The sequence below is a fragment of the Chryseobacterium gallinarum genome, from assembly GCF_001021975.1.
Lineage (GTDB): Bacteria > Bacteroidota > Bacteroidia > Flavobacteriales > Weeksellaceae > Chryseobacterium > Chryseobacterium gallinarum.
The window spans coordinates 541,132-562,664 of the sequence record NZ_CP009928.1 but is presented as its reverse complement, the minus strand read 5'-3'; the positions used below and the strand labels follow the sequence as shown (position 1 = coordinate 562,664).

The 21,533-nt window shown below is 34.7% G+C and carries 20 protein-coding genes; 17 read left to right on the top strand and 3 right to left on the bottom strand.

Annotated elements, in window-relative coordinates; translation table 11 throughout:
- The 11 genes from OK18_RS02590 (at nt 1) to OK18_RS02540 (ending at nt 10,757) form a co-directional block, all read left to right on the top strand.
- Nucleotides 1-1,113 carry a glycosyltransferase gene (locus tag OK18_RS02590; protein WP_053326989.1) on the top strand — a complete coding sequence of 371 codons (1,113 nt, stop codon included), beginning with the start codon at nt 1-3 and terminating at the stop codon, nt 1,111-1,113.
- Nucleotides 1,110-1,703, top strand: coding sequence for an LbetaH domain-containing protein (locus OK18_RS02585; protein WP_053326988.1), 594 nt, complete (start codon nt 1,110-1,112; stop codon nt 1,701-1,703). Before OK18_RS02590 ends, OK18_RS02585 begins: the two co-directional genes overlap by 4 nt.
- Nucleotides 1,704-1,708: 5 nt before the next feature.
- Entirely contained in the window at nt 1,709-2,842 is a 1,134-nt protein-coding gene (locus OK18_RS02580) for an NAD-dependent epimerase/dehydratase family protein (protein WP_053329273.1), read from the top strand.
- 97 nt (nt 2,843-2,939) lie between these two features.
- Nucleotides 2,940-3,884, top strand: a complete 945-nt coding sequence (locus OK18_RS02575) for a CgeB family protein (RefSeq protein ID WP_156173214.1) — start codon at nt 2,940-2,942, stop codon at nt 3,882-3,884.
- Between the two features lies 1 nt (nt 3,885).
- The gene (locus tag OK18_RS02570; protein WP_053326986.1) at nt 3,886-4,791 is read left to right on the top strand and encodes an NAD-dependent epimerase/dehydratase family protein; all 906 of its coding nucleotides are present in this window, start codon (nt 3,886-3,888) and stop codon (nt 4,789-4,791) included.
- Nucleotides 4,791-5,753, top strand: a complete 963-nt coding sequence (locus OK18_RS02565) for an MraY family glycosyltransferase (protein WP_053326985.1) — start codon at nt 4,791-4,793, stop codon at nt 5,751-5,753. The genes OK18_RS02570 and OK18_RS02565 overlap by 1 nt, the downstream gene beginning before the upstream one ends.
- 17 nt (nt 5,754-5,770) lie before the next feature.
- Nucleotides 5,771-6,316 carry a dTDP-4-dehydrorhamnose 3,5-epimerase gene (gene rfbC, locus OK18_RS02560; protein ID WP_053326984.1) on the top strand — a complete coding sequence of 182 codons (546 nt, stop codon included), beginning with the start codon at nt 5,771-5,773 and terminating at the stop codon, nt 6,314-6,316.
- A gap of 96 nt (nt 6,317-6,412) precedes the next feature.
- A complete protein-coding gene (rimO, locus tag OK18_RS02555; protein WP_050020450.1) occupies nt 6,413-7,714 on the top strand; it encodes a 30S ribosomal protein S12 methylthiotransferase RimO in 1,302 nt (433 codons plus the stop codon).
- Between the two features lie 392 nt (nt 7,715-8,106).
- Nucleotides 8,107-8,748, top strand: coding sequence for a hypothetical protein (locus OK18_RS02550; RefSeq protein ID WP_050019969.1), 642 nt, complete (start codon nt 8,107-8,109; stop codon nt 8,746-8,748).
- Between the two features lie 33 nt (nt 8,749-8,781).
- A complete protein-coding gene (locus OK18_RS02545) occupies nt 8,782-9,516 on the top strand; it encodes a hypothetical protein (RefSeq protein ID WP_050019970.1) in 735 nt (244 codons plus the stop codon).
- A gap of 869 nt (nt 9,517-10,385) precedes the next feature.
- Nucleotides 10,386-10,757 (top strand): septal ring lytic transglycosylase RlpA family protein, encoded by a 372-nt coding sequence (locus tag OK18_RS02540; protein WP_050019971.1) that lies wholly within the window; start codon nt 10,386-10,388, stop codon nt 10,755-10,757.
- A gap of 67 nt (nt 10,758-10,824) precedes the next feature.
- Here the strand turns inward: OK18_RS02540 and OK18_RS02535 are convergent, their stop codons facing one another.
- The 3 genes from OK18_RS02535 to OK18_RS02525 all read right to left on the bottom strand — a co-directional run bounded on the left by OK18_RS02535 (nt 10,825) and on the right by OK18_RS02525 (nt 15,113).
- Complete coding sequence (locus tag OK18_RS02535) at nt 10,825-11,589, bottom strand: exodeoxyribonuclease III (protein ID WP_050019972.1); 765 nt, start codon at nt 11,587-11,589, stop codon at nt 10,825-10,827.
- Between the two features lie 186 nt (nt 11,590-11,775).
- On the bottom strand, nt 11,776-13,320 hold the full coding sequence (gene porX / locus OK18_RS02530) for a T9SS response regulator signal transducer PorX (protein ID WP_053326983.1): 1,545 nt from the start codon (nt 13,318-13,320) through the stop codon (nt 11,776-11,778).
- 131 nt (nt 13,321-13,451) lie between these two features.
- The gene (locus tag OK18_RS02525; protein ID WP_082129119.1) at nt 13,452-15,113 is read right to left on the bottom strand and encodes a S41 family peptidase; all 1,662 of its coding nucleotides are present in this window, start codon (nt 15,111-15,113) and stop codon (nt 13,452-13,454) included.
- 190 nt (nt 15,114-15,303) lie between these two features.
- On the opposite strand from OK18_RS02525, the gene OK18_RS02520 reads away from it, so the two are divergent.
- The 6 genes from OK18_RS02520 to OK18_RS02495 all read left to right on the top strand — a co-directional run bounded on the left by OK18_RS02520 (nt 15,304) and on the right by OK18_RS02495 (nt 21,460).
- Entirely contained in the window at nt 15,304-16,521 is a 1,218-nt protein-coding gene (locus tag OK18_RS02520) for an HD domain-containing protein (RefSeq protein ID WP_050020451.1), read from the top strand.
- Between the two features lie 80 nt (nt 16,522-16,601).
- Nucleotides 16,602-17,633, top strand: coding sequence for a UDP-3-O-(3-hydroxymyristoyl)glucosamine N-acyltransferase (lpxD, locus tag OK18_RS02515; protein WP_053326981.1), 1,032 nt, complete (start codon nt 16,602-16,604; stop codon nt 17,631-17,633).
- Nucleotides 17,626-19,023, top strand: coding sequence for a bifunctional UDP-3-O-[3-hydroxymyristoyl] N-acetylglucosamine deacetylase/3-hydroxyacyl-ACP dehydratase (locus tag OK18_RS02510; RefSeq protein ID WP_053326980.1), 1,398 nt, complete (start codon nt 17,626-17,628; stop codon nt 19,021-19,023). The genes lpxD and OK18_RS02510 overlap by 8 nt, the downstream gene beginning before the upstream one ends.
- Nucleotides 19,024-19,818: an acyl-ACP--UDP-N-acetylglucosamine O-acyltransferase gene (gene lpxA / locus OK18_RS02505; protein ID WP_053326979.1), complete on the top strand. Its 795-nt coding sequence runs from the start codon at nt 19,024-19,026 to the stop codon at nt 19,816-19,818.
- A 105-nt stretch (nt 19,819-19,923) separates the two neighbouring features.
- Nucleotides 19,924-20,490 (top strand): elongation factor P, encoded by a 567-nt coding sequence (gene efp / locus OK18_RS02500; RefSeq protein ID WP_050019977.1) that lies wholly within the window; start codon nt 19,924-19,926, stop codon nt 20,488-20,490.
- Between the two features lie 67 nt (nt 20,491-20,557).
- Nucleotides 20,558-21,460 carry a UDP-3-O-(3-hydroxymyristoyl)glucosamine N-acyltransferase gene (locus OK18_RS02495; RefSeq protein WP_050019978.1) on the top strand — a complete coding sequence of 301 codons (903 nt, stop codon included), beginning with the start codon at nt 20,558-20,560 and terminating at the stop codon, nt 21,458-21,460.
- Nucleotides 21,461-21,533 lie beyond the last annotated feature (73 nt).

Genomic DNA, 21,533 nt, shown 5'->3' with positions numbered 1-21,533 from the left:
ATGAAAAAAAATATAATTGTTTCAGGCGTTAATTTCTCAGAAGGCGGTCCATTAACTGTTATGAAGTCAGCACTAGAATTTTTAGATACTAGCCCCATTATAGCAGAGTATAATGTAATTGCACTTGTACATTCAAAAAAACTATATGATAACCTGAGGAATATTGAACTTTTAGAATTTCCCCATGTAAAAGAAGCATGGAAAAACAGAATTAAATTTGAATATTTTGAATGCAGAAGTTTATCGCAAAAACTAGATAGCCACCTCTGGTTGAGTCTACATGATATTACTCCAAATGTAATTTCAGAAAAACGTGCGGTGTATTGTCATAATGCTTCACCATTTTACAAACAGAATTTGTCTAACTTTTTAAATAATCCCAAGAGGTTTCTATATACAAAATTTTATAAACAACTTTATAGAATAAATATTCATAAAAATGATTATGTAGTTGTTCAACAAAAATGGATAAAAGATGCGTTTTTAAGGCTTTTCAATCTTAAAAATGAAAAAGTAGTTGTAGCTTTACCTAATCAGGGAAAAGGAAATACTGAAAATGTAATTAAAAATTTTGCAGATGTAAAATCAAATGATTTTGTTTTTTTTTACCCTGCTTTTCCTCGTGAATTTAAAAATTTTGAAATTATTTGTAAAGCAGTTGAAATATTAAAAGCAAAAGGAAAACAGAAGTTTAAGGTTAAATTAACAATTGATGGCTCAGAAAATCCCTATTCTAAAAATATTGTTGACCGGTTTTCTAAAAATAAAGAAATTGAATTTACAGGATTATTGTCTAAAGATGAAGTTGAGGATAATTACGCTTTAGCAGATTGTTTAGTTTTTCCGTCAAAATTAGAAACCTGGGGTTTACCTATTTCAGAATTCAAAAAATATCATAAACCAATGCTGGTTGCTAACCTGCCCTATGCCTATGAAACTGTTGGGAACTATAGCAAAGTTCATTACTTTGATGTATTAAACGAACAAAAATTAGCAGAAAGTATGTTAGCTGTAATGGATGGAAGTATAAAATATACTAACAAGGGAGATGTAAAATATGAAGAACCACTTTGTAGAAGCTGGGATGAGTTATTCAAATTATTATTAAAATGAATTTATTTAAAAGATATAGCATAATTGGATTGCTCCAAGTAATTATTTTTAAAATAAGAAGCTTTTTTGTTTTTAAAAACGCAAGGTTAATAAGGTTTCCGATAGACATCAGAGGTAGAAAATATATATCAGTATCTAAAGGATTCACTACTGGAGTAGGGTGTAGAATTGAAGCTTATCCTGAAGACAACAAAACAACTTTATTCTTTGGAGAAAATTTTCAAATGAATGATTATGTGCATATTACGGCGATGGAAAAAGTTCAGATAGGAAATAATGTGCTTTTTGCAAGTAAAATCTATGTGTCTGATTGTTCACATGGTAGCTATGCAGGTGATAACAATGATTCTTCTCCTGACTCTATTCCGCATGAAAGGAAATTATTTTCAAAGCCAGTTATTATAGAAGATAATGTTTGGCTGGGAGAGTTTGTTTCCGTATTACCTGGTGTAACTATTGGTAAAGGTACAATAGTGGGTGCTAATTCTTTGGTTTCCAAAAGTCTGCCTCCATATGTTATAGCGGTAGGAATACCTGCAAAACCGATAAAAAAATTTAATTTTATTACTAACAATTGGGAAAAAATATAAATACAATGAAAAATATACTGATTACAGGGGGAAGTGGTTTTATTGGAAGCAATCTGGCACTTAAGTTAATAGAAAAAGGGTACAATATCACAATTTTAGACAATCTTTCACCTCAAATTCATGGTGAAAACCCTGAAGTCACATCACCTTTATACCAAAGTATCAAAGATAAAGTGAATTTTATTAAAGGAACCGTAACTTCAAGGGAAGATTGGGAAAAAGCACTTACCGGGCAGCACGTTGTCGTACATCTGGCAGCTGAAACAGGAACGGGACAGTCTATGTATTGTATAGAAAAATATACCGAAGTAAATATACAAGGAACTGCCATTATGCTTGATTTATTAGCTAATCATAAAAACACAATTGAAAAAGTGGTCATCGCTTCTTCCAGATCTATTTACGGGGAAGGGAAATATCGTCATCCTGAACTGGGGATTGTTTATCCTTCCCATAGAAAGGAAAAAGATATGCTAAACGGAGACTTTGAAGTGAAATATCATGATGGTAAAATACTGGAATTGCTTGCTACAGATGAAAATTCAAAGATTCATCCTTCTTCCGTCTATGGAATTACCAAGCAAAACCAGGAACAAATGATTATGACGGTTTGTCCTACTATTGGAATTGCACCTGTAGCATTCAGATATCAGAATGTGTATGGCCCCGGACAGTCTCTTTCCAATCCATATACAGGTATTTTGTCTATATTTTCCACACAGATCAGAAATGGAAATGGAATCAAAATCTTTGAAGATGGAAAAGAAACAAGAGACTTTGTTTATATTGATGATGTGGTAAATGCCACTATTCTTGGGATTGAAAAAGAAGAAGCGAATGGGGAAGTTTTCAATGTAGGAACAGGTGTACCTACTGATGTCCTGACTGTTGCTAAAACCTTAATCAGTTCTTACGGAATAGAAGTTCCTGTTAGCATTACAGGAAACTTTAGATTAGGGGATATACGCCATAATTTTGCTGATCTTTCTAAAATAAATTCTAAACTAGGATTTGAACCTTCTGTATATTTTGAGGAAGGGATAAAAAATTTTTCAAGCTGGGTGCTTAAACAGGAAATTCAGGAGGACAAACTTAGCAGTTCTTTAGAGGAGATGAAAGCAAAAGGTTTGTATAAATAACGAAAGTAAAAGATAAATGCTTCAGGGAAAAAATATTTTATTAATCTCCATCAAATTTTTTAATTACGAAAATTTAATAAAAAATCAGTTGGAAAGCATGGGCGCAAAGGTGGATCTGTTTGATGAACGTCCATCAAATTCCTTTTTTAGCAAAGCTATAATTCGTATAAAGAAAGAAATATATTTCACTAAAATACATCAATATTTTAAGGAAATTATTGAAAAGATCAGAGATACGAAGTATGATTATTTTCTTTTAATCAAAGGAGAAGCTACCCCTAAATTTTTTCTGGATTTTCTAAAGGAAAATAATCCGGGGATTAAGTTCATCTTTTATACCTATGATTCCTTTAAAAACAATTCCAATGGGCTTGATATTCTGAATTATTTTGATAGCCGGTTTACATTTGATAATCTGGATGCCGTTGAATATAAAATGAGCTTTAGACCTTTATTTTTTGCTCAAGATTATGGAGAACTTAACGGGAAAGATGAGAACAATAAGTACGATCTGGCTTTTATAGGAACTGCTCATTCTGATCGTTATTCGATTAGCGAGCAGGCAAAAGCATGGTGCAGCAAACACCAGTTAAAAATGTTTACATTTTATTATTCACCCAGTAAAATTCTTTTTAAATATAAAAAGGCTACCGATAAGAATTTTAAAAATTTTGACTATAAAAATATTTCATTTAATAGCTTGTCTCACCATGAAATTATTGATGTTTACCGTAATACAAAAGTGATTCTGGATATCAATCATCCGGGACAGAACGGATTGACAATGAGGACGTTTGAGACTTTGGGAGCAGGTAGGAAATTAATTACCACCAACCCTAAAATCAAAGAATATCCTTTTTACGACCCTCAGAATATTTATGTCATCGAAAGAGGAAATATTGTATTGGAGGAAAATTTTTTTAAATCAGACTTTAAAAATATTAATTCTGAGATCAGAGAAAGTATGTCATTAAAAGGATGGGTAAATGAAGTATTCGGTCTCTCATCTATTAAACATTGGGAACAGGTCTTAAAAAAATAATATGAATATATCCGTTTTAGGAGCTTCAGGCTTCGTCGGTAAGAATCTTATTAAAGCCGGTCTACTGGATCATAACTTTCAAGGAGCGTCTCTTAGGGATCCTTCCTGGAAGAAAAATGTGGAAACTTCAGAAGTGGTGATTAATTTAATCGGTAAAGCACACGATCATCAGGGAACAGCTTCTGAAAATGATTATTATTTTGCTAATGTGGAGCTCGTTAAAGAAATATTTAATGTGTTTATATATTCCAAGGCTAAACTTTTTATACATATAAGCTCAATAGCTGCATTAGAAGAATTTGAATCTCAAATACCATTACAGGAACAAAGAGATTGTAACCCTGTTTCTGTATATGGTAAAACAAAAAGAGAGGCGGAGAAATGGCTTTTAGAACAAAAACTTCCAGAGGATAAAAAAGTAATTATATTAAGACCACCTATGATCCATGGGCCAGGAGATAAAGGAAACCTGGGACTACTATACAAGATCATTTCAAAAGGTATCCCATATCCGTTGGAATCATTTGATAATAACAGGTCATTTTTATCGATTGATAATTTTAATTTTTATATCTCGGAAATTATTAAAAATAATGATAAAATGATATCCGGAATTTATCATATTTGCGATGATGAGCCAATTTCAACTAAAAGTATTATCACCATCATCAAGAACGTAACCCATAAAAAAACAATCAGCTTATCCATCCCTAAATCTGTAATATTAGGAATAGCAAAAATAGGAGATATTCTTCCTCTCCCTATTAATACAAAAAGAGTGAAGAAAATGACAAGCAATCTATTAGTCTCCAATCAGAAAATAAAATCAATATTAAAGATTGATAAAATGCCTATAACGGCCGAACAGGGACTTGTTAAAACCATAAAAAGCTTTCACTCAAAATAATGGAATATATCTTAGTTACAATCATACTGTTTATTTCAATTCTGATATACTTCAGAATTGCTGACAAATATAACATTATAGATAAGCCGAACCACAGAAGTGCACATACACAAATCACACTAAGAGGAGGAGGAATCATTTTTCCGATAGCTTTTATTGTTTTTTGTCTATTCAACATCAAAGAATCTGTTGAGGAATACTGGGCTTTTGGTTTGGGTTTACTGGCAATTTGTACCATAAGTTTTATAGATGATATCAGAACATTATCTAATAAAATAAGGCTTTCTGTTCACCTTGTTTCGGTCATTTTGTTATTATATTTTACAGGGGCATTCAGTTTGATGCCTTTTTGGGTATGGCCAATTCTATTTATATTGATTATCGGAACTCTTAATGCTTATAATTTTATGGATGGAATTAATGGTATGACGGGTACCTATAGCCTTGTGACATTAAGTTCACTAGCTTACATTAACAGAGAAGTGATTCAGTTTACGGACAATAATTTTATTTACTACCCTCTATTAGCTTGTTTGGTTTTCTTGTTTTTTAATTTCAGAAAAAAAGCAAAATGCTTTGCAGGGGATGTCGGAAGTATGGGAATAGGATTTTGGGTTATAGGGTTGATCACTTTGCTCATTATGAGAACAGGAGAATATAAATATATACTCCTTTTAGCTATTTATGGGATGGAAGTGGTGCTTACCATTATTGAAAGAATATTGTTGAAAGAAAATATTTTTGAAGCTCATAGAAGACATTTATATCAGCTTTTCGCCAATGAAAAAAAAGTTTCTCATTTAGTGATTAGTAGTGTTTATTCGATTTTACAATTGATGATCAATGTCTTTTTAATCCAGTCACAACTTCCTATTTGGGCTATTGTCCTGATTATTTTTATCCCTACTGGAGCTTTATATCTGGGATTGAAATTAAATTTAAAAAAGAAATATAGTTTATAAAATAAATAACACTTAATATGAAAATAAGAGAAACTCCTTTAAAGGACTGTTATGTAATAGAACCAACAATCTTTGAAGATGACAGAGGTTACTTCTTTGAAAAATATAATGAAAAAAAATTTGAAGAATTAACAGGTATGAATGGTCATTTTGTACAGGATAATATTTCAAAATCGTCCTATGGAGTATTAAGAGGATTACATCTGCAAAAAGGTGAACATGCGCAGGCAAAATTAGTATCTTGTCTGGAAGGTAAGGTTTTTGACGTTGCTGTAGATCTTCGCAGAAATTCTCCAACTTTTGGAAAATGGTATGGAATTGAGCTTACTCCTGAAAATAAATTGCAGTTATATGTTCCAAGAGGCTTTGGACATGGTTTTTCTGTATTAAGCGAAACCGCCATTTTTTCTTATAAATGTGATAACTTTTATAACAAAGAATCGGAAGGAAGTGTAATCTGGAATGATCCGGATCTTAATATAGACTGGAAGCTACCTTTAGATATTGTACAGCTATCAGATAAAGATAGGGTTTTGCCAACATTTGCCGAAGGAAACTTTTAATTAAAATATTGAAAACCACTTTTCTGAAGTGGTTTTTATTTTTTTGATTTCTGCTCTGTCAATATTTCGTATCTTTGCAGACTCAAAATCAAAAAGATGCGTACAAAATCTGTAGGGAAGAAGAAAATCAATGTAGTTACTCTTGGATGCTCCAAGAATGTCTATGATTCTGAAGTATTAATGAGCCAGCTGAAAGCCAATGGTAAAGAAGTGGTTCATGAAGATCGTGGTGATATTGTTGTGATCAATACCTGCGGATTTATAGATAATGCTAAAGAAGAATCCATTAATACTATCCTTGATTATGTAGAAGCCAAAAACAGGGGAGAGGTAGAAAAAGTATTTGTTACAGGATGCCTTTCCGAAAGATATAAGCCGGATCTGGTAAAAGAAATTCCGGATGTAGATCAATATTTTGGGACCAGAGATTTACCCGTTCTGCTTAAACATCTTGGAGCAGATTACAAACACGAACTGGTGGGAGAAAGACTTACAACAACTCCCAAGCATTACGCATATCTTAAAATCTCAGAAGGATGTGACAGGCCATGCTCTTTTTGCGCTATTCCCTTAATGAGAGGAGGACACGTTTCCACGCCTATTGAAAAATTGGTCTCTGAAGCTCAGAAGTTGGCTAAGAAAGGAACAAAAGAACTGATTCTGATTGCTCAGGATCTTACTTATTACGGGTTGGATCTTTATAAAAAAAGAGCCCTCGGAGATCTTCTGAAAGAATTGGTAAAAGTAGAAGGAGTAGAGTGGATTCGTCTTCATTATGCATTTCCAAGCGGTTTTCCGGAAGATGTATTAGATATTATCCGTGAAGAACCAAAAGTATGTAATTACATAGATATTCCGCTTCAGCATATCAATTCCGATCTTTTGAAATCGATGAAGAGAGGAACAACTCATGAAAAAACAAATGCTCTTCTGGCTAAATTCAGAGAAAAAGTTCCGGATATGGCTATCAGGACTACCCTGATTGTAGGGTATCCCGGAGAAACAGAAGAGAGGTTCCAGGAATTAAAAAATTGGGTAAAAGAACAAAAATTTGACAGATTAGGATGCTTCACCTATTCCCATGAAGAAAATACAACAGCTCATGTACTGGATGATGATATCCCGCAGGAAGTAAAAGAGGCCAGGGTAGAAGAGATTATGGAGCTGCAATCACAAATCTCTTGGGAAAAGAATCAGGAAAAAATAGGGAAAACATTCAGGTGTATCTTTGACCGTAAAGAAGGAAACTACTTTATAGGAAGAACGGAATATGACTCTCCTGATGTGGATAATACGGTTTTGGTTTCGGCAGAAGATACCTATATTTCTATAGGTGAATTTGCCAATGTTATCATCACTTCAGCTGAAGAGTTCGACTTATATGGAGAATTAGTATAAAAAAAGAACAATAATTGCTAATTATAAGACAATATACTTCATTGCTTCACATATACTAAAAAAATATGAATAAAATTTAATATATGTGTTTTTATTTAATTTGAATTTATATTGTTGTTTATCAGGTTTTTATGTGATATTGTTGTTTGTATTTTTTAATTTTCTTTCATGAAAGTATAAAAATTAAAAAATTATATCTTAAATTTGCGCCTGAAGCAATGTTTTTAAATCATGTGCTTTCAACAAGTTATTTATTAATTTGATGCTGAATACACAATAAGTTGAATTATTTTTGTGTATCTTAGCTCCAAGATGATAAGCGCAAGTTGATATGCATCTTCCTTTTTGGAAATATTGATGGAAAATAATGTAATTAAAATCTTTAAAAACTTATGAAAAAATTTTTATTAACAGCAACTATGCTGGTTTGCCTTTCGGCACTTTCCAAGGCTCAGCAAGGGCGTGTAGGGATTAACACAACCACACCCGCCGCAACATTAGATGTAGTAGCTAATACTGCAGATAATACAAAACCTGATGCCGTATTGGTCCCTCGTATGACAAGAGCTCAGCTGGCTGCTAAAGATGCTGCCTATGTAGCTGAACAAAACGGTGCTCTTACTTTTGTTACCACTATTGATGGTACTGCTACTGCTAAAACTACAAACGTAACAGCAGTAGGGTTCTATTACTATGACGCTCCATCTTCCACATGGAAAACATTAGGAGGAGGTGCTGCACTTCCTACTCCAACTTACAGAACTGTAGCTGGAGCAGCGCTGGTTACACTTTTACCAAGTGATGTTGGGAATGTAGTTTTATTCTCAGGAGGAGTTTCAGGTGATATCAAATTACCAACTCCCGATGCTTCTATGGTAGGGAAAAAACTGACAATTGTTGAATTATCAGGTATTTCACAGAACTTAACAAATCAAAACGCAAACTACAAGACTAATACTTTCTCTAGTCTTCAGCAGTTTGGTTCTGAATTTATTACAGACGGAACAAACTGGTATTCCCTTGCTGGTCAATAATCAAAATACAATAATTTATTAAATTAATTAAAGATGAAAAATTTAAAATATATCGCTGTAGCTTTGATTATTTCTTCTGTTGGAAATACGCTTTCAGCACAAATTAAAGGTAACCAGGCATATTCAGGTTCAAGTATTCCCGTATCATCAGCTTTCATTGATGCTTCAGTTACAAATACAGTTAATAACGCGAACTTAGGTAAAGGTTTTATTTTCCCTAGAGCAGATCTTACCCAATTGGTTTTAGCTAACCAGGGTACTTTATATAATGCATCGAACAACCCGAACAGATTTGACGGGATGATTGTATATAACACAACAGCGGGTAATACTCCTGCTACAGGTTCAGGTGTAGGAAATCAGGCAGTAACTCCAGGGTTCTATTATTTCTCAAACCCAGGAAGCCCTACTTCCACTACAGGTGGACAATGGTTGCCAATGGGTGGAAACAATAGCAGTGCGAAAGTAAACATTCTTCCTACTGAAACTGTTACCAATACATTAGTAAATAATGCACAGGTATATGCTATCAAAGGAACTTTTACTACAACAGGTAACTCTACAGCAGTAAATATTCCTGCCCCTGCCGGAATGACGTCTCTGTATGGTATTACAATTTACAAAGCCGGTACTAATGTAGTGTATGATAGAAGCTTGTATTCTTATACCGTAGCAACTACTGCAGGAAACGCTATTACAGGATCTCCAAGTATGTCTGTCGTTTATCCGGCTGATACTTATGATTACGTATTAGAATATTTAAAATAAAAGAATTTATTTAATTACATAAAAAAACCAATGAGTCTCTCATTGGTTTTTGTTTTTTATTATTGGGAATCAAGAGTTTGGATCAGTTTCAAAAATTGGAAGCTAAGCAAAGTTTAGTTAATGAATAGAAAAATGTTTGAAGTTAAGAATTAGAATTTACTGATGAATATTCAATAGAACGGACTTTAGTCCGTTTTTGAAAATTATATCTTCCATTAGCTTTAGCCAAAACTTAGTGAGAAACCCAGTTATTGGGAAGATCTCTATGTTGTGGCAACATCATTGAGCTCTCATAGATTAAATTTACCAATGATATAAACGCCAAGATCATTTTTTGTAAATGAGCTAAAGAGAGGAATAAAGTCACTAGAAAGATTAAATGAAGCAGGTTCTATTTTTTGTAACCCTTACAATATAACACAGAAATTCTTTGTGTGAAAAGTAAAAGATACAAAGTACAAATATTCTAATTCCCCCAACCTTGCATCTAATCCGGAATTTGGCAATAATGTATGCTTTTATATACTGGCTGATTCATTTCAAATGTGTACTGATCAGTGTCGGCCATACATTATAAACAGACAAAACTAAACGGTTTTTAACGAAATTGTGTTTTATTTAACTTATTGTTATTCAAATGTTTATAAAAGTTAATTTTTTAAATTATGCATAAAGTAGTTAATTATGTTAACTTTTAAGCTGTTTTTTTAACGTTTTTTAACAATACACCTGAAAACGGCTATTAAAAGGACATTACAAGGATTGTTAACATATAATTTGGTTTTTATTAACGCTTTTTAACTTTTCGACTGTGGACTTTAGCAGATTCCTGATACTTTTGCTCTGTCAAAAACCAATAAAAGTTCAAAGTGATGAAAAGATTCATTCTCGTAATCATAATGATGATTTCAACCTTAGGTATTTACTCATTTACGAATAATGCCTTAGATGCGAAAAAAACAAGTTATGCATCGTACTACCACGATAAATTTAACGGTAGAAAAACCGCCAGCGGAGAAATCTTTGATAACTCAAAGTTTACCGCAGCAAACAGAACGCTTCCATTTGGAACAAACATTAAGGTAACCAACCTTAGGAATGGTAAAGAAGTGATAGTAAGAATTAATGACAGAGGACCTTTCCATTCATCAAGATCTTTAGACATGTCTAAAGCTGCGTTCGACGAAATCGGAGATATCAGTAGAGGTACAATTCCGGTGGAGTATGAAATTGTCGATTAATTTTATGATTTAAATTAATAAAACCAGCTGAAAAGCTGGTTTTTTGTATTTATGATTATTATTTGTTTTAAATGTCTAGTTCCAATAGTGCAGGGCAATGATCAGAATGTACCGCTTCTTTTAAAATAGCGGCTCTGCTTAATTTATCCTTCAAACTATAAGAGGTGAAATTATAATCCAGTCTCCAGCCTTTATTCTTGGCTCTGGAATTCTGACGGTAGCTCCACCAGGTATAATTATCAGGTTCATTATTAAAATATCTGAAGCTGTCAATCAGTTCGCATTCGTTGATGAAATTGGTCATCCATTCTCTTTCCATAGGAAGAAACCCTGATACATTTTTTAAGCGGACAGGATCATGGATATCAATTGCCTCATGACAGATATTAAAATCTCCGGATATGATCAGGTTGGGAATCTCTTTTTTCAGATTTTTTATATACTCTAAAAAGTCATGGCAAAACTGCATTTTAAAATCCAGTCTTTCAATATTGGTGGCAGAAGGTACATAAACTGAAATAGCAGAATAGCCGTCAAAATCAGCACGGATAATTCTTCCTTCGCTATCGTAGCTTTCAATACCACAACCATACTCTATATGATTAGGTTTGATTTTTGAAGCAATTCCCACCCCGCTGTAGCCTTTTCTTATTGCAGAATGCCAATAACTGTGATATCCTAGTTTTTCCAGGCTTTCAATATCAATCTGATCATTTCCGGCTTTACTTTCCTGGATGCAGATGATGTCAGGATCGGCAGCTTTTAACCAGCCCAGAAAATCTTTGGTGAAAGCAGCCCGGATTCCGTTAACGTTGTATGTAATTAATTTCATGAGTCTTTTATAAAGAATTTAAAATTTTCATTGTAAGGCACTCTACTTGGCATAAGTAAGTGAAATAACAAGCATGACTTATTTTTTACGAAGATATGAACTCTTGAAGACTATAAAAAAAGAAGCGGAAAAAATCGATCGATTTTTTCCGCTCCAAACCCAATATTAAATAAACTATGAAAAAAACTACTTGGGTTCTAAAATGCTTATAGGAATAATACACTCTTCCAGTGAAATTCCTCCATGTTGATATGTTTCTTTATAATAATTTACAAAGTGATTGTAATTCTTCGGATAGGCAAGGAAAATATTATTTTTGGCAAAAATATATTTAGAGCTGAGATTTCCTTTTGGCAGGAACAGTTTTTCCGGGTTGGTGATAGCCCATACATCACTATCATCATAGGTTAAGCTTTTACCGGTTTTATAACGGATATTGGTAGAGGTTTCCCTGTCTCCTACCACTTTGCTTGGCTTTTTTACATAAACAGTTCCATGATCTGTTGTGATCACCAATTTATATCCGTTTTCAGCCGCTGTTTTGATAATTTTCATCAATGAAGAATTTTCAAACCAGTTGAAGGTAAGGGACCGGAAAGTTTTATCATCACGGATAAGCTGGTCTACAATATGATTGTCCGTTTTAGCATGGGACAGGATATCAATAAAGTTATAGACAATAACCAACAGATCATTGTTCTTATGCTGATTAAAATCGTCGTAGATTTTTCTTTCAAAATCAGCATTCAATACTTTAAGATATTTCATGGATTTGGATCCAAGACCGATCCTTTTCATCTGGTCTTCCAGAAAATCCCGCTCAAATTCATTTTTGTTTCCTTCCTCATTATCATTAAACCATTTTTCAGGAAAACGCTTCTCAATTTCTGATGGCATCAGGCCGGCAAAGAATGAGTTTCTTGCATATTGCGTAGCAGTAGGAAGAATACTGTAATAGTAGTCTTCTGATATTTTATTGTAATATTTTGTAAATAAAGGTTCAATAACTTTCCATTGATCATAACGAAGATTGTCAACCATCAATAAAAGCACTTTTTCTTTTTCAACCTCAGGTTTTACTTTCTCTTTGAAAAGAGTGTGACTCATGATAGGTTTATCTGAATCTGTAAGCCAGTTTTCGTAATTCTTTTCAATGAACTTGGCAAACTGGATATTGGCTTCCTCCTTTTGTGATTGTAAAAGATCAGCGAATTCATTGTCTGCAACCTTATCAAATTTGATTTCCCAACTGAGAATTTTCTTATAATACTCTGCCCAATCTTGGTATGTTCTCAGGTAAGAAAGTTCCATCGAAAGGTTTCTGAATTCCTGCTGATACTGCAAAATTGTTTTTTGTTCAACAAGGTTTTCCTGTTGGAGATTTTTCTTTAATGAAAGAAGGATCTGATTCGGATTTACCGGTTTCAGGATATAATCGGCAATCTGGGAGCCTATTGCTTCTTCCATAATGTGCTCCTCCTCGCTTTTGGTAACCATTACTATTTTTAAGGAATTATCTTTTTCCTTAATCATAGGAATTGCTTCCAGTCCGGAAATGCCCGGCATATTCTCATCAATTAATGTTAATGCAAACTTCTCAGAATCCATAAGCTCTAAAGCTTCATTCACATTATTAACAGGGGTTACCTGGTAACCCTTTTTTTCTAAAAATACGATATGAGGTTTAAGTAAATCTATTTCATCATCGATCCATAATATCTTTTCTGACATAATTTATTTTTTACATGGTTATTGTATCAAAATGTTGACCAAATCCTTTTAAAATCTCACAAATTAGGAAGATTAAAAGTTAAATATTAGTTAAATGAAAATCCATATCAGGACATCCTGTATCTGCACTATTATTCATTGGTTTTTATGTAATGCAAAGCTCTTTCCATAACTTCGTCTTTACCTTCTTTAAGCCCCTCTATAGTCGGTCTTACAATGATATCCGGAATAATGCCGATTCTTTGTGTTTCCCTGCCATCGGGATAATAAGCCCCGAGACCTGTAAAGCGGGTATCAAGACCTGCGATTTTAAAAGTAATGACATCTCCGTTAGCTCCGGAAGTATTGCTGCCAATCACTTTGGCTTTCGGATGCTGCTTTAGCATCATTACGGTTGTTTCAGCCTGGCTTTGGGTACTCTCGTTTACCAAAACGACTACATTTCCTTTATAGTATTCAGGATTATTCCTCCCGATACTGTTGGTGATGCTATAAAACTTCCCGGGATAATTGGTTTCAGGAAAAATAAACCGGTAATAAGGGACGGTTGCGGGTAGCAGTAATCTGCTTAAAGGAATAATGGTCTGTCTGGGATAATTCCTGAGATCAAATATAATAGATTGGGCAGACTTCAGACTCCCGTACATTTCATCCAGATCTTCCTTTTCAATGATCCCCATATCCACGTAGCCGGTTTTCTTTTCAGGATCAATGAATTTCCACTTGGCGGGAGCTATACTTTTTTCAGTGATAATATCCTTACTATAATAGGTTTTCGCAGTTACCATCAAGTTTTGCCCGCTCCTTTCGATTTTCATGGCCACGGAATCTTTAGGACTCATAAGAAAAAAGTTTTTTACTTTATGGAGTTTCCCCCACGAATTGGATGCAGGTACATATTTTGCAAAACTGTTAACCATTTCCGGGATGGTTTTACCTTCAATATCATAAATCACATCTCCAATGTTCAGCAGGCTTTTTTCTCGAAAACGGGTAGAATTGATTTTCGTAACCAGCAATTTCCCTTCCGCATAAGAATATTCTACAGGAACTTTTCTGTTTCCATAAAGAGAAAGACTGATATGTTTTGAGTAAAGATAAGCATGGGAATCATCAGTTTTTGCAACTAATTCGGCTAAAGCCAGATGGTAACTTTCATCATTGTTTGCCAGAAGGAATTTAGGGATCATTTCCGTAAGGACATCATTCCAAGGCTGGTCCGTTTCGTATTTATAAGGGAAAAAATACTCAATATAATTCCAGTATCTGAATAGCTCCAGCAGAGCAATTGACTTAGAAGTATACCCAGCTCCGTAAGACTTTTCATTCCGGAAATATATTTTCCTGTTTCCTACACCGAAATAATAATGATCTCCGGTATTCCTGTTGTTTTCGATATAGTGGAGTTTTTCAGAAATTTTTTTACTAAAAACATCAGAATTGTCGATCCAGCCCAGGTCGAAGTTTTTTAAAAAATAGGACTTTCCCTCAATTACTTTACATTTTTTGCAGGCCGGAACATTTCCCAGGCTTTCAATCCATTGGGAATACAATTTATTTAAAGCTTTTTTATCATTAATCCCTTTAAGTTCATCTATTTTATGGAGCAGTTGTCTGTCCCATTCAAGGTTGCCCTTTGCCACACTGGGATGATAATATTTTAAAAATCCCCAGACCCGGCAGAGAGATTCCAGCTTTTGGGTTTCAGATAAAATCTGTGCTGAAAAATTGAAACTGAAAAAAAGTAAAATGAAAATAAAATGTTTCCTCATAAAGGGATATAGTGTTTTCATCCAAAGATAATTCTTTGAAAGAACAGCGGCAAAAGTTTTTAAATAAATAGTAAAATTTATACGTCAACAGCTTGTATTATAAACGGAAATATTAATAAGATGAATGTTTTTAAACTCCATTTCTTCTCAAAAATTTAATAACCACTCAAATTTAAAATGCCTAACTTTGTTTACTAATTATGACGTTGCAATGCAGAATAAGCTAAAGATCATCAACGATCCTGTTCACGGATTTATCAAGATCCCACACGAAATTTTATTTGATATCATTGAACATCCTTACTTTCAGAGATTGAGAAGAATCGGGCAAACCGGACTTTTAAACCTGATTTTTCCGGGAGCTACCCACACAAGGTTTCATCATGCACTGGGAGCGATGCATTTGATGTTTACAGCATTGGAAACATTAAAGCAGAAAGGAGTAAAAATTTCTGAAGAAGAAGAAAAAGGAGCAATGCTGGCTATTCTGATGCATGATATTGGTCATGGTCCCTTTTCCCATGCCTTGGAAAGTATGCTGATGGATGACTGGCATCATGAAAACCTTTCGTTATTATTGATGAATAAGCTGAATGATGAATTTCAGGGACAATTATCTGTTGCTATTGAAATGTTTCAGGGGAAATACCATAGAAAGTTTTTTAATCAGCTGATTTCATCTCAATTGGATGTAGACCGGTTGGATTATTTGAAAAGAGACAGTTTTTTTACAGGCGTATCGGAAGGAAACATCAATACACAAAGGATTATTTCAATGATGAATGTCTGTGAAGAAGGAGAGCTGGTTATTGATGCGAAAGGAATTTATTCTATTGAAAACTTTCTAACGGCCAGAATGTTTATGTATTGGCAGGTATACTATCATAAAACTTCTGCTCTGGCGGAATATCTTCTGGTAAAAATTCTGGAAAGAGCCAAGCTTCTGGTTTCCCAGGGAATAAACCTTCCGGCTACTGAAAATCTGAAATACTTTTTATACCGTGAAAAAAGCGCTGCAACAGATGAAGATATTGAAAGGTTTACCAGGCTTGATGATAATGATATTATTCATGCGATGAAAGAATGGCAGCATTCGGATGACTTTATTTTATCATATTGGTGTGCTTGTGTGATCGGGAGAAACCTTCCGAAAACTATCATTTCATCCCATCCGTTTGATAAGGAGGTGATTGCTGAAAAAATAAAAAAGACTAATGAATTTTTCGGAATCGGCAATGGTGAAGCACTGGTACATGAAATTAAAAGAAAACTGCTGCCTTACAATACCGAAAAACAGCCCATTTATTTACTACAGAAAAATGGAAAAAAAACACGGCTGCATGAGTCGGAAGATCAGCTTTTATCAGGTTTAATGGTGCATAAGACCACAAGATATATCCTCATGTTTCCAAGGGATATTTCCCGGTAAGATTCTTAAAAATTATTAAAATTTACGATCTGAAATTAAAACATGTTTGCAAATTCTAGAATTTCTTATCTTTGCAGAATATGGAATTTACAGCTTCGCAAATTGCAAGTTTTATTGACGGAAAAATAATAGGTGACGAGAACGCACTTATTAAAGGGGTTTCACCAATCGAAAATGGGGAATCAGGACATCTTTCTTTTATAGCACAAGATCGTTTTTCTCATTTTTTAGATACCTCAAAATGTTCCGTTATTATTGTTTCGGAAAAACTTCTGATTAAAGATACTTATACTCCTACCTTAATCGTTGTAAAAGATGCCTATCTGTCTTTCCAGGTTCTGATGAATTTATATCAGGAGATGAAAGGAAGAAAAGAAGGTATTGAAAACGGATCATCTATTCACGATACAGCCGTAATAGGTGATAAAGCTTATATCGGGGCGTTTACCTATGTTTCGGAAAAGGCTAAAATAGGAGAAGGATCACAGATTTATCCTCATGTATATATAGGAAAGGGAGTGAAAATCGGTAAAAACTGTAAAATAGACAGTGGAGCCAGAATTTATGATTACTGTGTCATCGGAGACAATTGTGTCATCCATTCCAATACGGTAGTAGGAGGGGATGGATTTGGTTTTCAACCAACAGCGGAAGGGTTTAAGAAAATCCCTCAATTAGGAAATGTCATTATTGAAGATGATGTTGAAATAGGGTCAAACTGCAGTATAGACCGGGCTACAATCGGTTCTACAATTATTGGGAAAGGAACCAAAATTGATAACCTGATCCAGATTGCCCATAATGTGAAAATCGGTCAGAATAACGTGATTGCAGCACAGGCGGGAATCGCAGGTTCCACCACAATAGGAGACTGGAATCAGATTGGAGGTCAGGTAGGAATTGTGGGACATATTAAAATAGGAAATCAGGTGAAAATTCAGGCTCAGAGTGGGGTGAATTCCAGCGTTAATGATAAAGAAACACTGTATGGATCTCCGGCAATTAGTTATAATGACTATTTGAGAAGCTATGTTCATTTTAGAAGTTTCCCTGAAATTGTAAGCAGAATAAATAATCTTGAGAATAACTCAAAAGATAATACTAATGAGTGATATGCAAAAAACACTCCAGCAAGAGGTAACTCTTTCTGGAATTGGTCTTCATACGGGTAGAGAAGTAAAACTTACCATTAAGCCTGCAAAAGAAAATACAGGTTTTGTATTTGTAAGAACAGACCTGGAGGGAAGTCCCCAGGTGGAAGCAGATGTAAATTATGTTGTAGCAACAGAGAGAGGAACAACATTAGAGAAACTGGGAGTAAAGATTACAACTTGTGAGCATCTCCTGGCAGCTTTAGTAGGTTGCGATATTGATAACGCAATTTTAGAAATGGATGCTTCCGAACCCCCGATTTTAGACGGATCCTCGAAATTCTTCGTAGAAGCGATCGAAAGCGTTGGGGTAGTGGATCAAAATGTAGCCAGAGAATATCTGGTAATTAAAGAAGTTCTTACGTACAGTGACCCGGCAACCGGTTCGGAGATCACAATTATTCCTTCAGATACTTACGAAGTAACAACAATGGTAGATTTTGGCACTAAAGTGCTGGGAACCCAAAATGCCACCCTAAAAAATATTTCCGAATTTAAAGACGAAATTTCTTCTGCAAGAACCTTTAGTTTCCTGCACGAGCTGGAAATGCTTTTAGATCACGGATTAATCAAAGGAGGAGATATTTCCAATGCCATTGTCTATGTAGATAAAGACCTTACTCCGGAAACTACAGAAAAACTGAAAAAAGCATTTGGGAAAGATAATGTTTCTATCAGACCTAACGGGATATTGGATAATTTAAATTTAAACTATCCGAATGAAGCGGCAAGACATAAATTACTTGATGTAATCGGTGATTTAGCTCTGGCCGGAGTGAAAATAAAAGGAAAGGTTATTGCCAACAAACCCGGGCATTATGTAAATACTCAGTTTGCAAAAAAATTAAACCGTCAGTGGAAATTGCAGAAAAAGAAAAACGTTCCGGATTTTGATTTAACCAAAGAGCCGGTATTTGATATCAACGGCATTATGAAGCTTATGCCTCACAGGCCTCCATTCTTATTGATTGATAAAGTCCTTGAACTTTCTGATTCTCATGTTGTAGGTTTGAAAAATGTGACAATGAATGAGCCTTTCTTCGTAGGGCATTTTCCTAAGGAGCCTGTAATGCCTGGAGTTCTTCAGGTGGAAGCGCTGGCACAGACGGGAGGTATTCTGGTACTGGCAAGTGTTCCGGATCCTGAAAACTATTCTACTTATTTTATTAAAATCGATAAAGTAAAATTCAAAAGAAAAGTAGTTCCGGGAGATACCATTATTTTCAAAATTGAATTGATAGAGCCGATCAGAAGAGGTATCGTTCATATGCAGGGATACGGATATGTAGGAGATACAGTAGCAGTAGAAGCAGAGCTAATGGCTCAAGTTGCAAAAAATAAAGTTGATTAAATGATTCATCAATTAGCAGCCGTAGATAAACGCGCAAAAATCAGCAAAAATGTAATTGTAGAACCTTTTACAACAATTGCAGGGGACGTAGAAATTGGAGAAGGAACATGGATAGGCCCCAACGTTACCATCATGGACGGAGCGAGAATTGGAAGAGATTGCAAAATCTTTCCGGGAACAGTTATTTCTGCCATTCCTCAGGACTTAAAATTTGATGGAGAAGATACACAGACAATCATTGGTGATAATACAACTCTGAGAGAATGTGTAACGGTAAACAGAGGAACCAAGGCATTAGGATATACAAAAGTAGGAAGCAATTGCCTTATCATGGCAACTTCGCATGTCGCTCACGACTGTATCATAGGAGATAACGTGATTATTGCGAATGGCTGCGGTATTGCCGGACATGTGGAAATCGGGGATTTTACCGTAATGGGCGGATTATCTGCCGTTCAGCAGTTTGGTAAAATCGGAAAACATACCATGATATCCGGCGGATCTTTGATCAGAAAAGATATTCCTCCTTATGTGAAAGTGGCCAGAGATCCTATCTCTTATGCAGGAATCAATTCTGTTGGTTTAAGAAGAAGAGGTTTTTCCAATGAGAAAATTTTTGAAATTCAAAAGATTTACAGAGCTATTTTCCAAATGAAAATGAACGTTTCCCAGGCTTTGGCATACATTGAAAAAGAAATGTTACCTACTGCTGAGAGAGACGAGATTCTTCAGTTTATCCAGAACTCACCGAGAGGTATTGTAAAAGGATACGGGACAAGTAAAGACAGCAACTAAAGAAATACCAAGGCAAAAGGCAAAGAAAGTTGAAAATGCAGATTCTGCAAATTTGGTATTCACCATGGCCGGTTAAAATTTAATAAAAACAAGATAATATAATTAATGGCAACAAGTAACGATATCAGAAAAGGGCTGTGCATAGAGTATAGCAATGATATTTATAAAGTAATCGAGTTTCTTCACGTAAAACCGGGTAAAGGACCTGCTTTCGTAAGAACAAAATTAAAGTCAGTGACTAACGGTAAAGTAATTGATAATACTTTCTCTGCCGGGCACAAAATTGATGAAGTAAAAGTAATCACCAGAAAATTTCAGTATCTGTATGATGATGAGAACGGATTCCATTTTATGAACAATGATGATTTCTCTCAGTTATATATCAACAAAGAAATGATCGAAAACTCCCAGTTTATGAAAGCCGGGGAAGAAGTAACAATCATTCTGAAAGAAGCTGATGAAACTCCGCTTTCCGCTGAACTTCCGCAATCAGTATACCTGGATGTGATTGAGGCTGATCCGGGAGTAAAAGGAAATACAGCAACCAATGCTCTTAAAAATGCAATCGTTGAGACAGGAGCAAGAGTAATGGTTCCTTTGTTTATTGAGCCGGGAGACAGAATTAAAGTAAATACTGAGGACGGTAGCTACCTGGAAAGGGTAAAAGAATAAATAAAATTTACATAAATTCGGTTTGCATTAGCAGTCCGAATTTTGTTTTATAAGAAAATCTATTGTTATGAGATTTCATTCTCCACAAAAGCTTAAAACGATAGCTGATTTAATAGGCTCAAAATATATTGGCCCGGAAGACTTTGAAGTACTGGGAACCAATGAAATTCATAGGGTAAAACCCGGGGATATTGTTTTTGTTAATCATCCCAAATATTATGATAAAGCATTAAACTCTGCAGCAACTGTTATTCTCATTGATAAAGAAGTAGAATGCCCGGAAGGCAAAGCGCTTCTGGTTTCTGATGATCCTTTCAGGGACTTTAATGCAATCAATACCCATTTTACCAGAATATACAATTTTACGGAAGAACTTCACGATGTTGAAATAGGCGAAGGGACAAAAATTCATTCTTCAGCCGTCATTGGTAATAATGTGAAAATTGGAAAGAATACCCTTATTTTCCCAAATGTTGTCATAGGGGACCGTACGGAAATCGGGGATAATGTCATTATTCAGTCCAACACGGTGTTAGGAGGCGACGCATTTTATTACAGAAAATTAAACGGAAACTTTGACCGACTGATCTCTGTAGGAAATGTAATCATTGAAAATAATGTGGAAATCGGAAATGGCTGCACGATAGACCGGGGAGTTACAGACTCTACCATCATAGGAGAAGGCTCTGTTTTGGATAATCAGATTCAGATCGGACATGATACCGTTATCGGTAAAAAATGTCTGATTGCCTCTCAGGTAGGAATTGCAGGATGCTGTATCATAGAGGATGAAGTTACTATATGGGGACAGGTAGGCATTGCTTCCGGTAATAAAGTCGAGAAAGGATCTGTACTTCTGGGAAAAACAGGAGTGAACAGGGATCTGGAAAAAGGTACCTATATCGGAATGTTTGCAGAAGATTTTAAAACATATCTGAAAAAAGAAGTAAAGCTGAGAAATCTCAAATAAACAATTCCAAAGGTTTTATCCGAAATCAAAGAAATTTGAGTAAATTTGTGAGCATTAATAAAATAATAAATAA

Excerpts from the sequence above, each read along its gene's own strand:
- lpxA (WP_053326979.1), top strand. The coding sequence starts at position 19,024 with ATGATTCATCAATTAGCAGCCGTAGATAAACGCGCAAAAATCAGCAAA.
- rimO (WP_050020450.1), top strand. The coding sequence starts at position 6,413 with ATGCGTACAAAATCTGTAGGGAAGAAGAAAATCAATGTAGTTACTCTT.
- OK18_RS02580 (WP_053329273.1), top strand. The coding sequence starts at position 1,709 with ATGAAAAATATACTGATTACAGGGGGAAGTGGTTTTATTGGAAGCAAT.
- OK18_RS02535 (WP_050019972.1), bottom strand. The coding sequence starts at position 11,589 with ATGAAATTAATTACATACAACGTTAACGGAATCCGGGCTGCTTTCACC.
- porX (WP_053326983.1), bottom strand. The coding sequence starts at position 13,320 with ATGTCAGAAAAGATATTATGGATCGATGATGAAATAGATTTACTTAAA.
- OK18_RS02510 (WP_053326980.1), top strand. The coding sequence starts at position 17,626 with ATGAGTGATATGCAAAAAACACTCCAGCAAGAGGTAACTCTTTCTGGA.
- OK18_RS02585 (WP_053326988.1), top strand. The coding sequence starts at position 1,110 with ATGAATTTATTTAAAAGATATAGCATAATTGGATTGCTCCAAGTAATT.
- OK18_RS02590 (WP_053326989.1), top strand. The coding sequence starts at position 1 with ATGAAAAAAAATATAATTGTTTCAGGCGTTAATTTCTCAGAAGGCGGT.
- OK18_RS02565 (WP_053326985.1), top strand. The coding sequence starts at position 4,791 with ATGGAATATATCTTAGTTACAATCATACTGTTTATTTCAATTCTGATA.
- OK18_RS02550 (WP_050019969.1), top strand. The coding sequence starts at position 8,107 with ATGAAAAAATTTTTATTAACAGCAACTATGCTGGTTTGCCTTTCGGCA.
- rfbC (WP_053326984.1), top strand. The coding sequence starts at position 5,771 with ATGAAAATAAGAGAAACTCCTTTAAAGGACTGTTATGTAATAGAACCA.
- OK18_RS02570 (WP_053326986.1), top strand. The coding sequence starts at position 3,886 with ATGAATATATCCGTTTTAGGAGCTTCAGGCTTCGTCGGTAAGAATCTT.
- OK18_RS02575 (WP_156173214.1), top strand. The coding sequence starts at position 2,940 with ATGGGCGCAAAGGTGGATCTGTTTGATGAACGTCCATCAAATTCCTTT.
- lpxD (WP_053326981.1), top strand. The coding sequence starts at position 16,602 with ATGGAATTTACAGCTTCGCAAATTGCAAGTTTTATTGACGGAAAAATA.
- OK18_RS02520 (WP_050020451.1), top strand. The coding sequence starts at position 15,304 with ATGCAGAATAAGCTAAAGATCATCAACGATCCTGTTCACGGATTTATC.
- OK18_RS02545 (WP_050019970.1), top strand. The coding sequence starts at position 8,782 with ATGAAAAATTTAAAATATATCGCTGTAGCTTTGATTATTTCTTCTGTT.
- efp (WP_050019977.1), top strand. The coding sequence starts at position 19,924 with ATGGCAACAAGTAACGATATCAGAAAAGGGCTGTGCATAGAGTATAGC.
- OK18_RS02495 (WP_050019978.1), top strand. The coding sequence starts at position 20,558 with ATGAGATTTCATTCTCCACAAAAGCTTAAAACGATAGCTGATTTAATA.
- OK18_RS02525 (WP_082129119.1), bottom strand. The coding sequence starts at position 15,113 with ATGAAAACACTATATCCCTTTATGAGGAAACATTTTATTTTCATTTTA.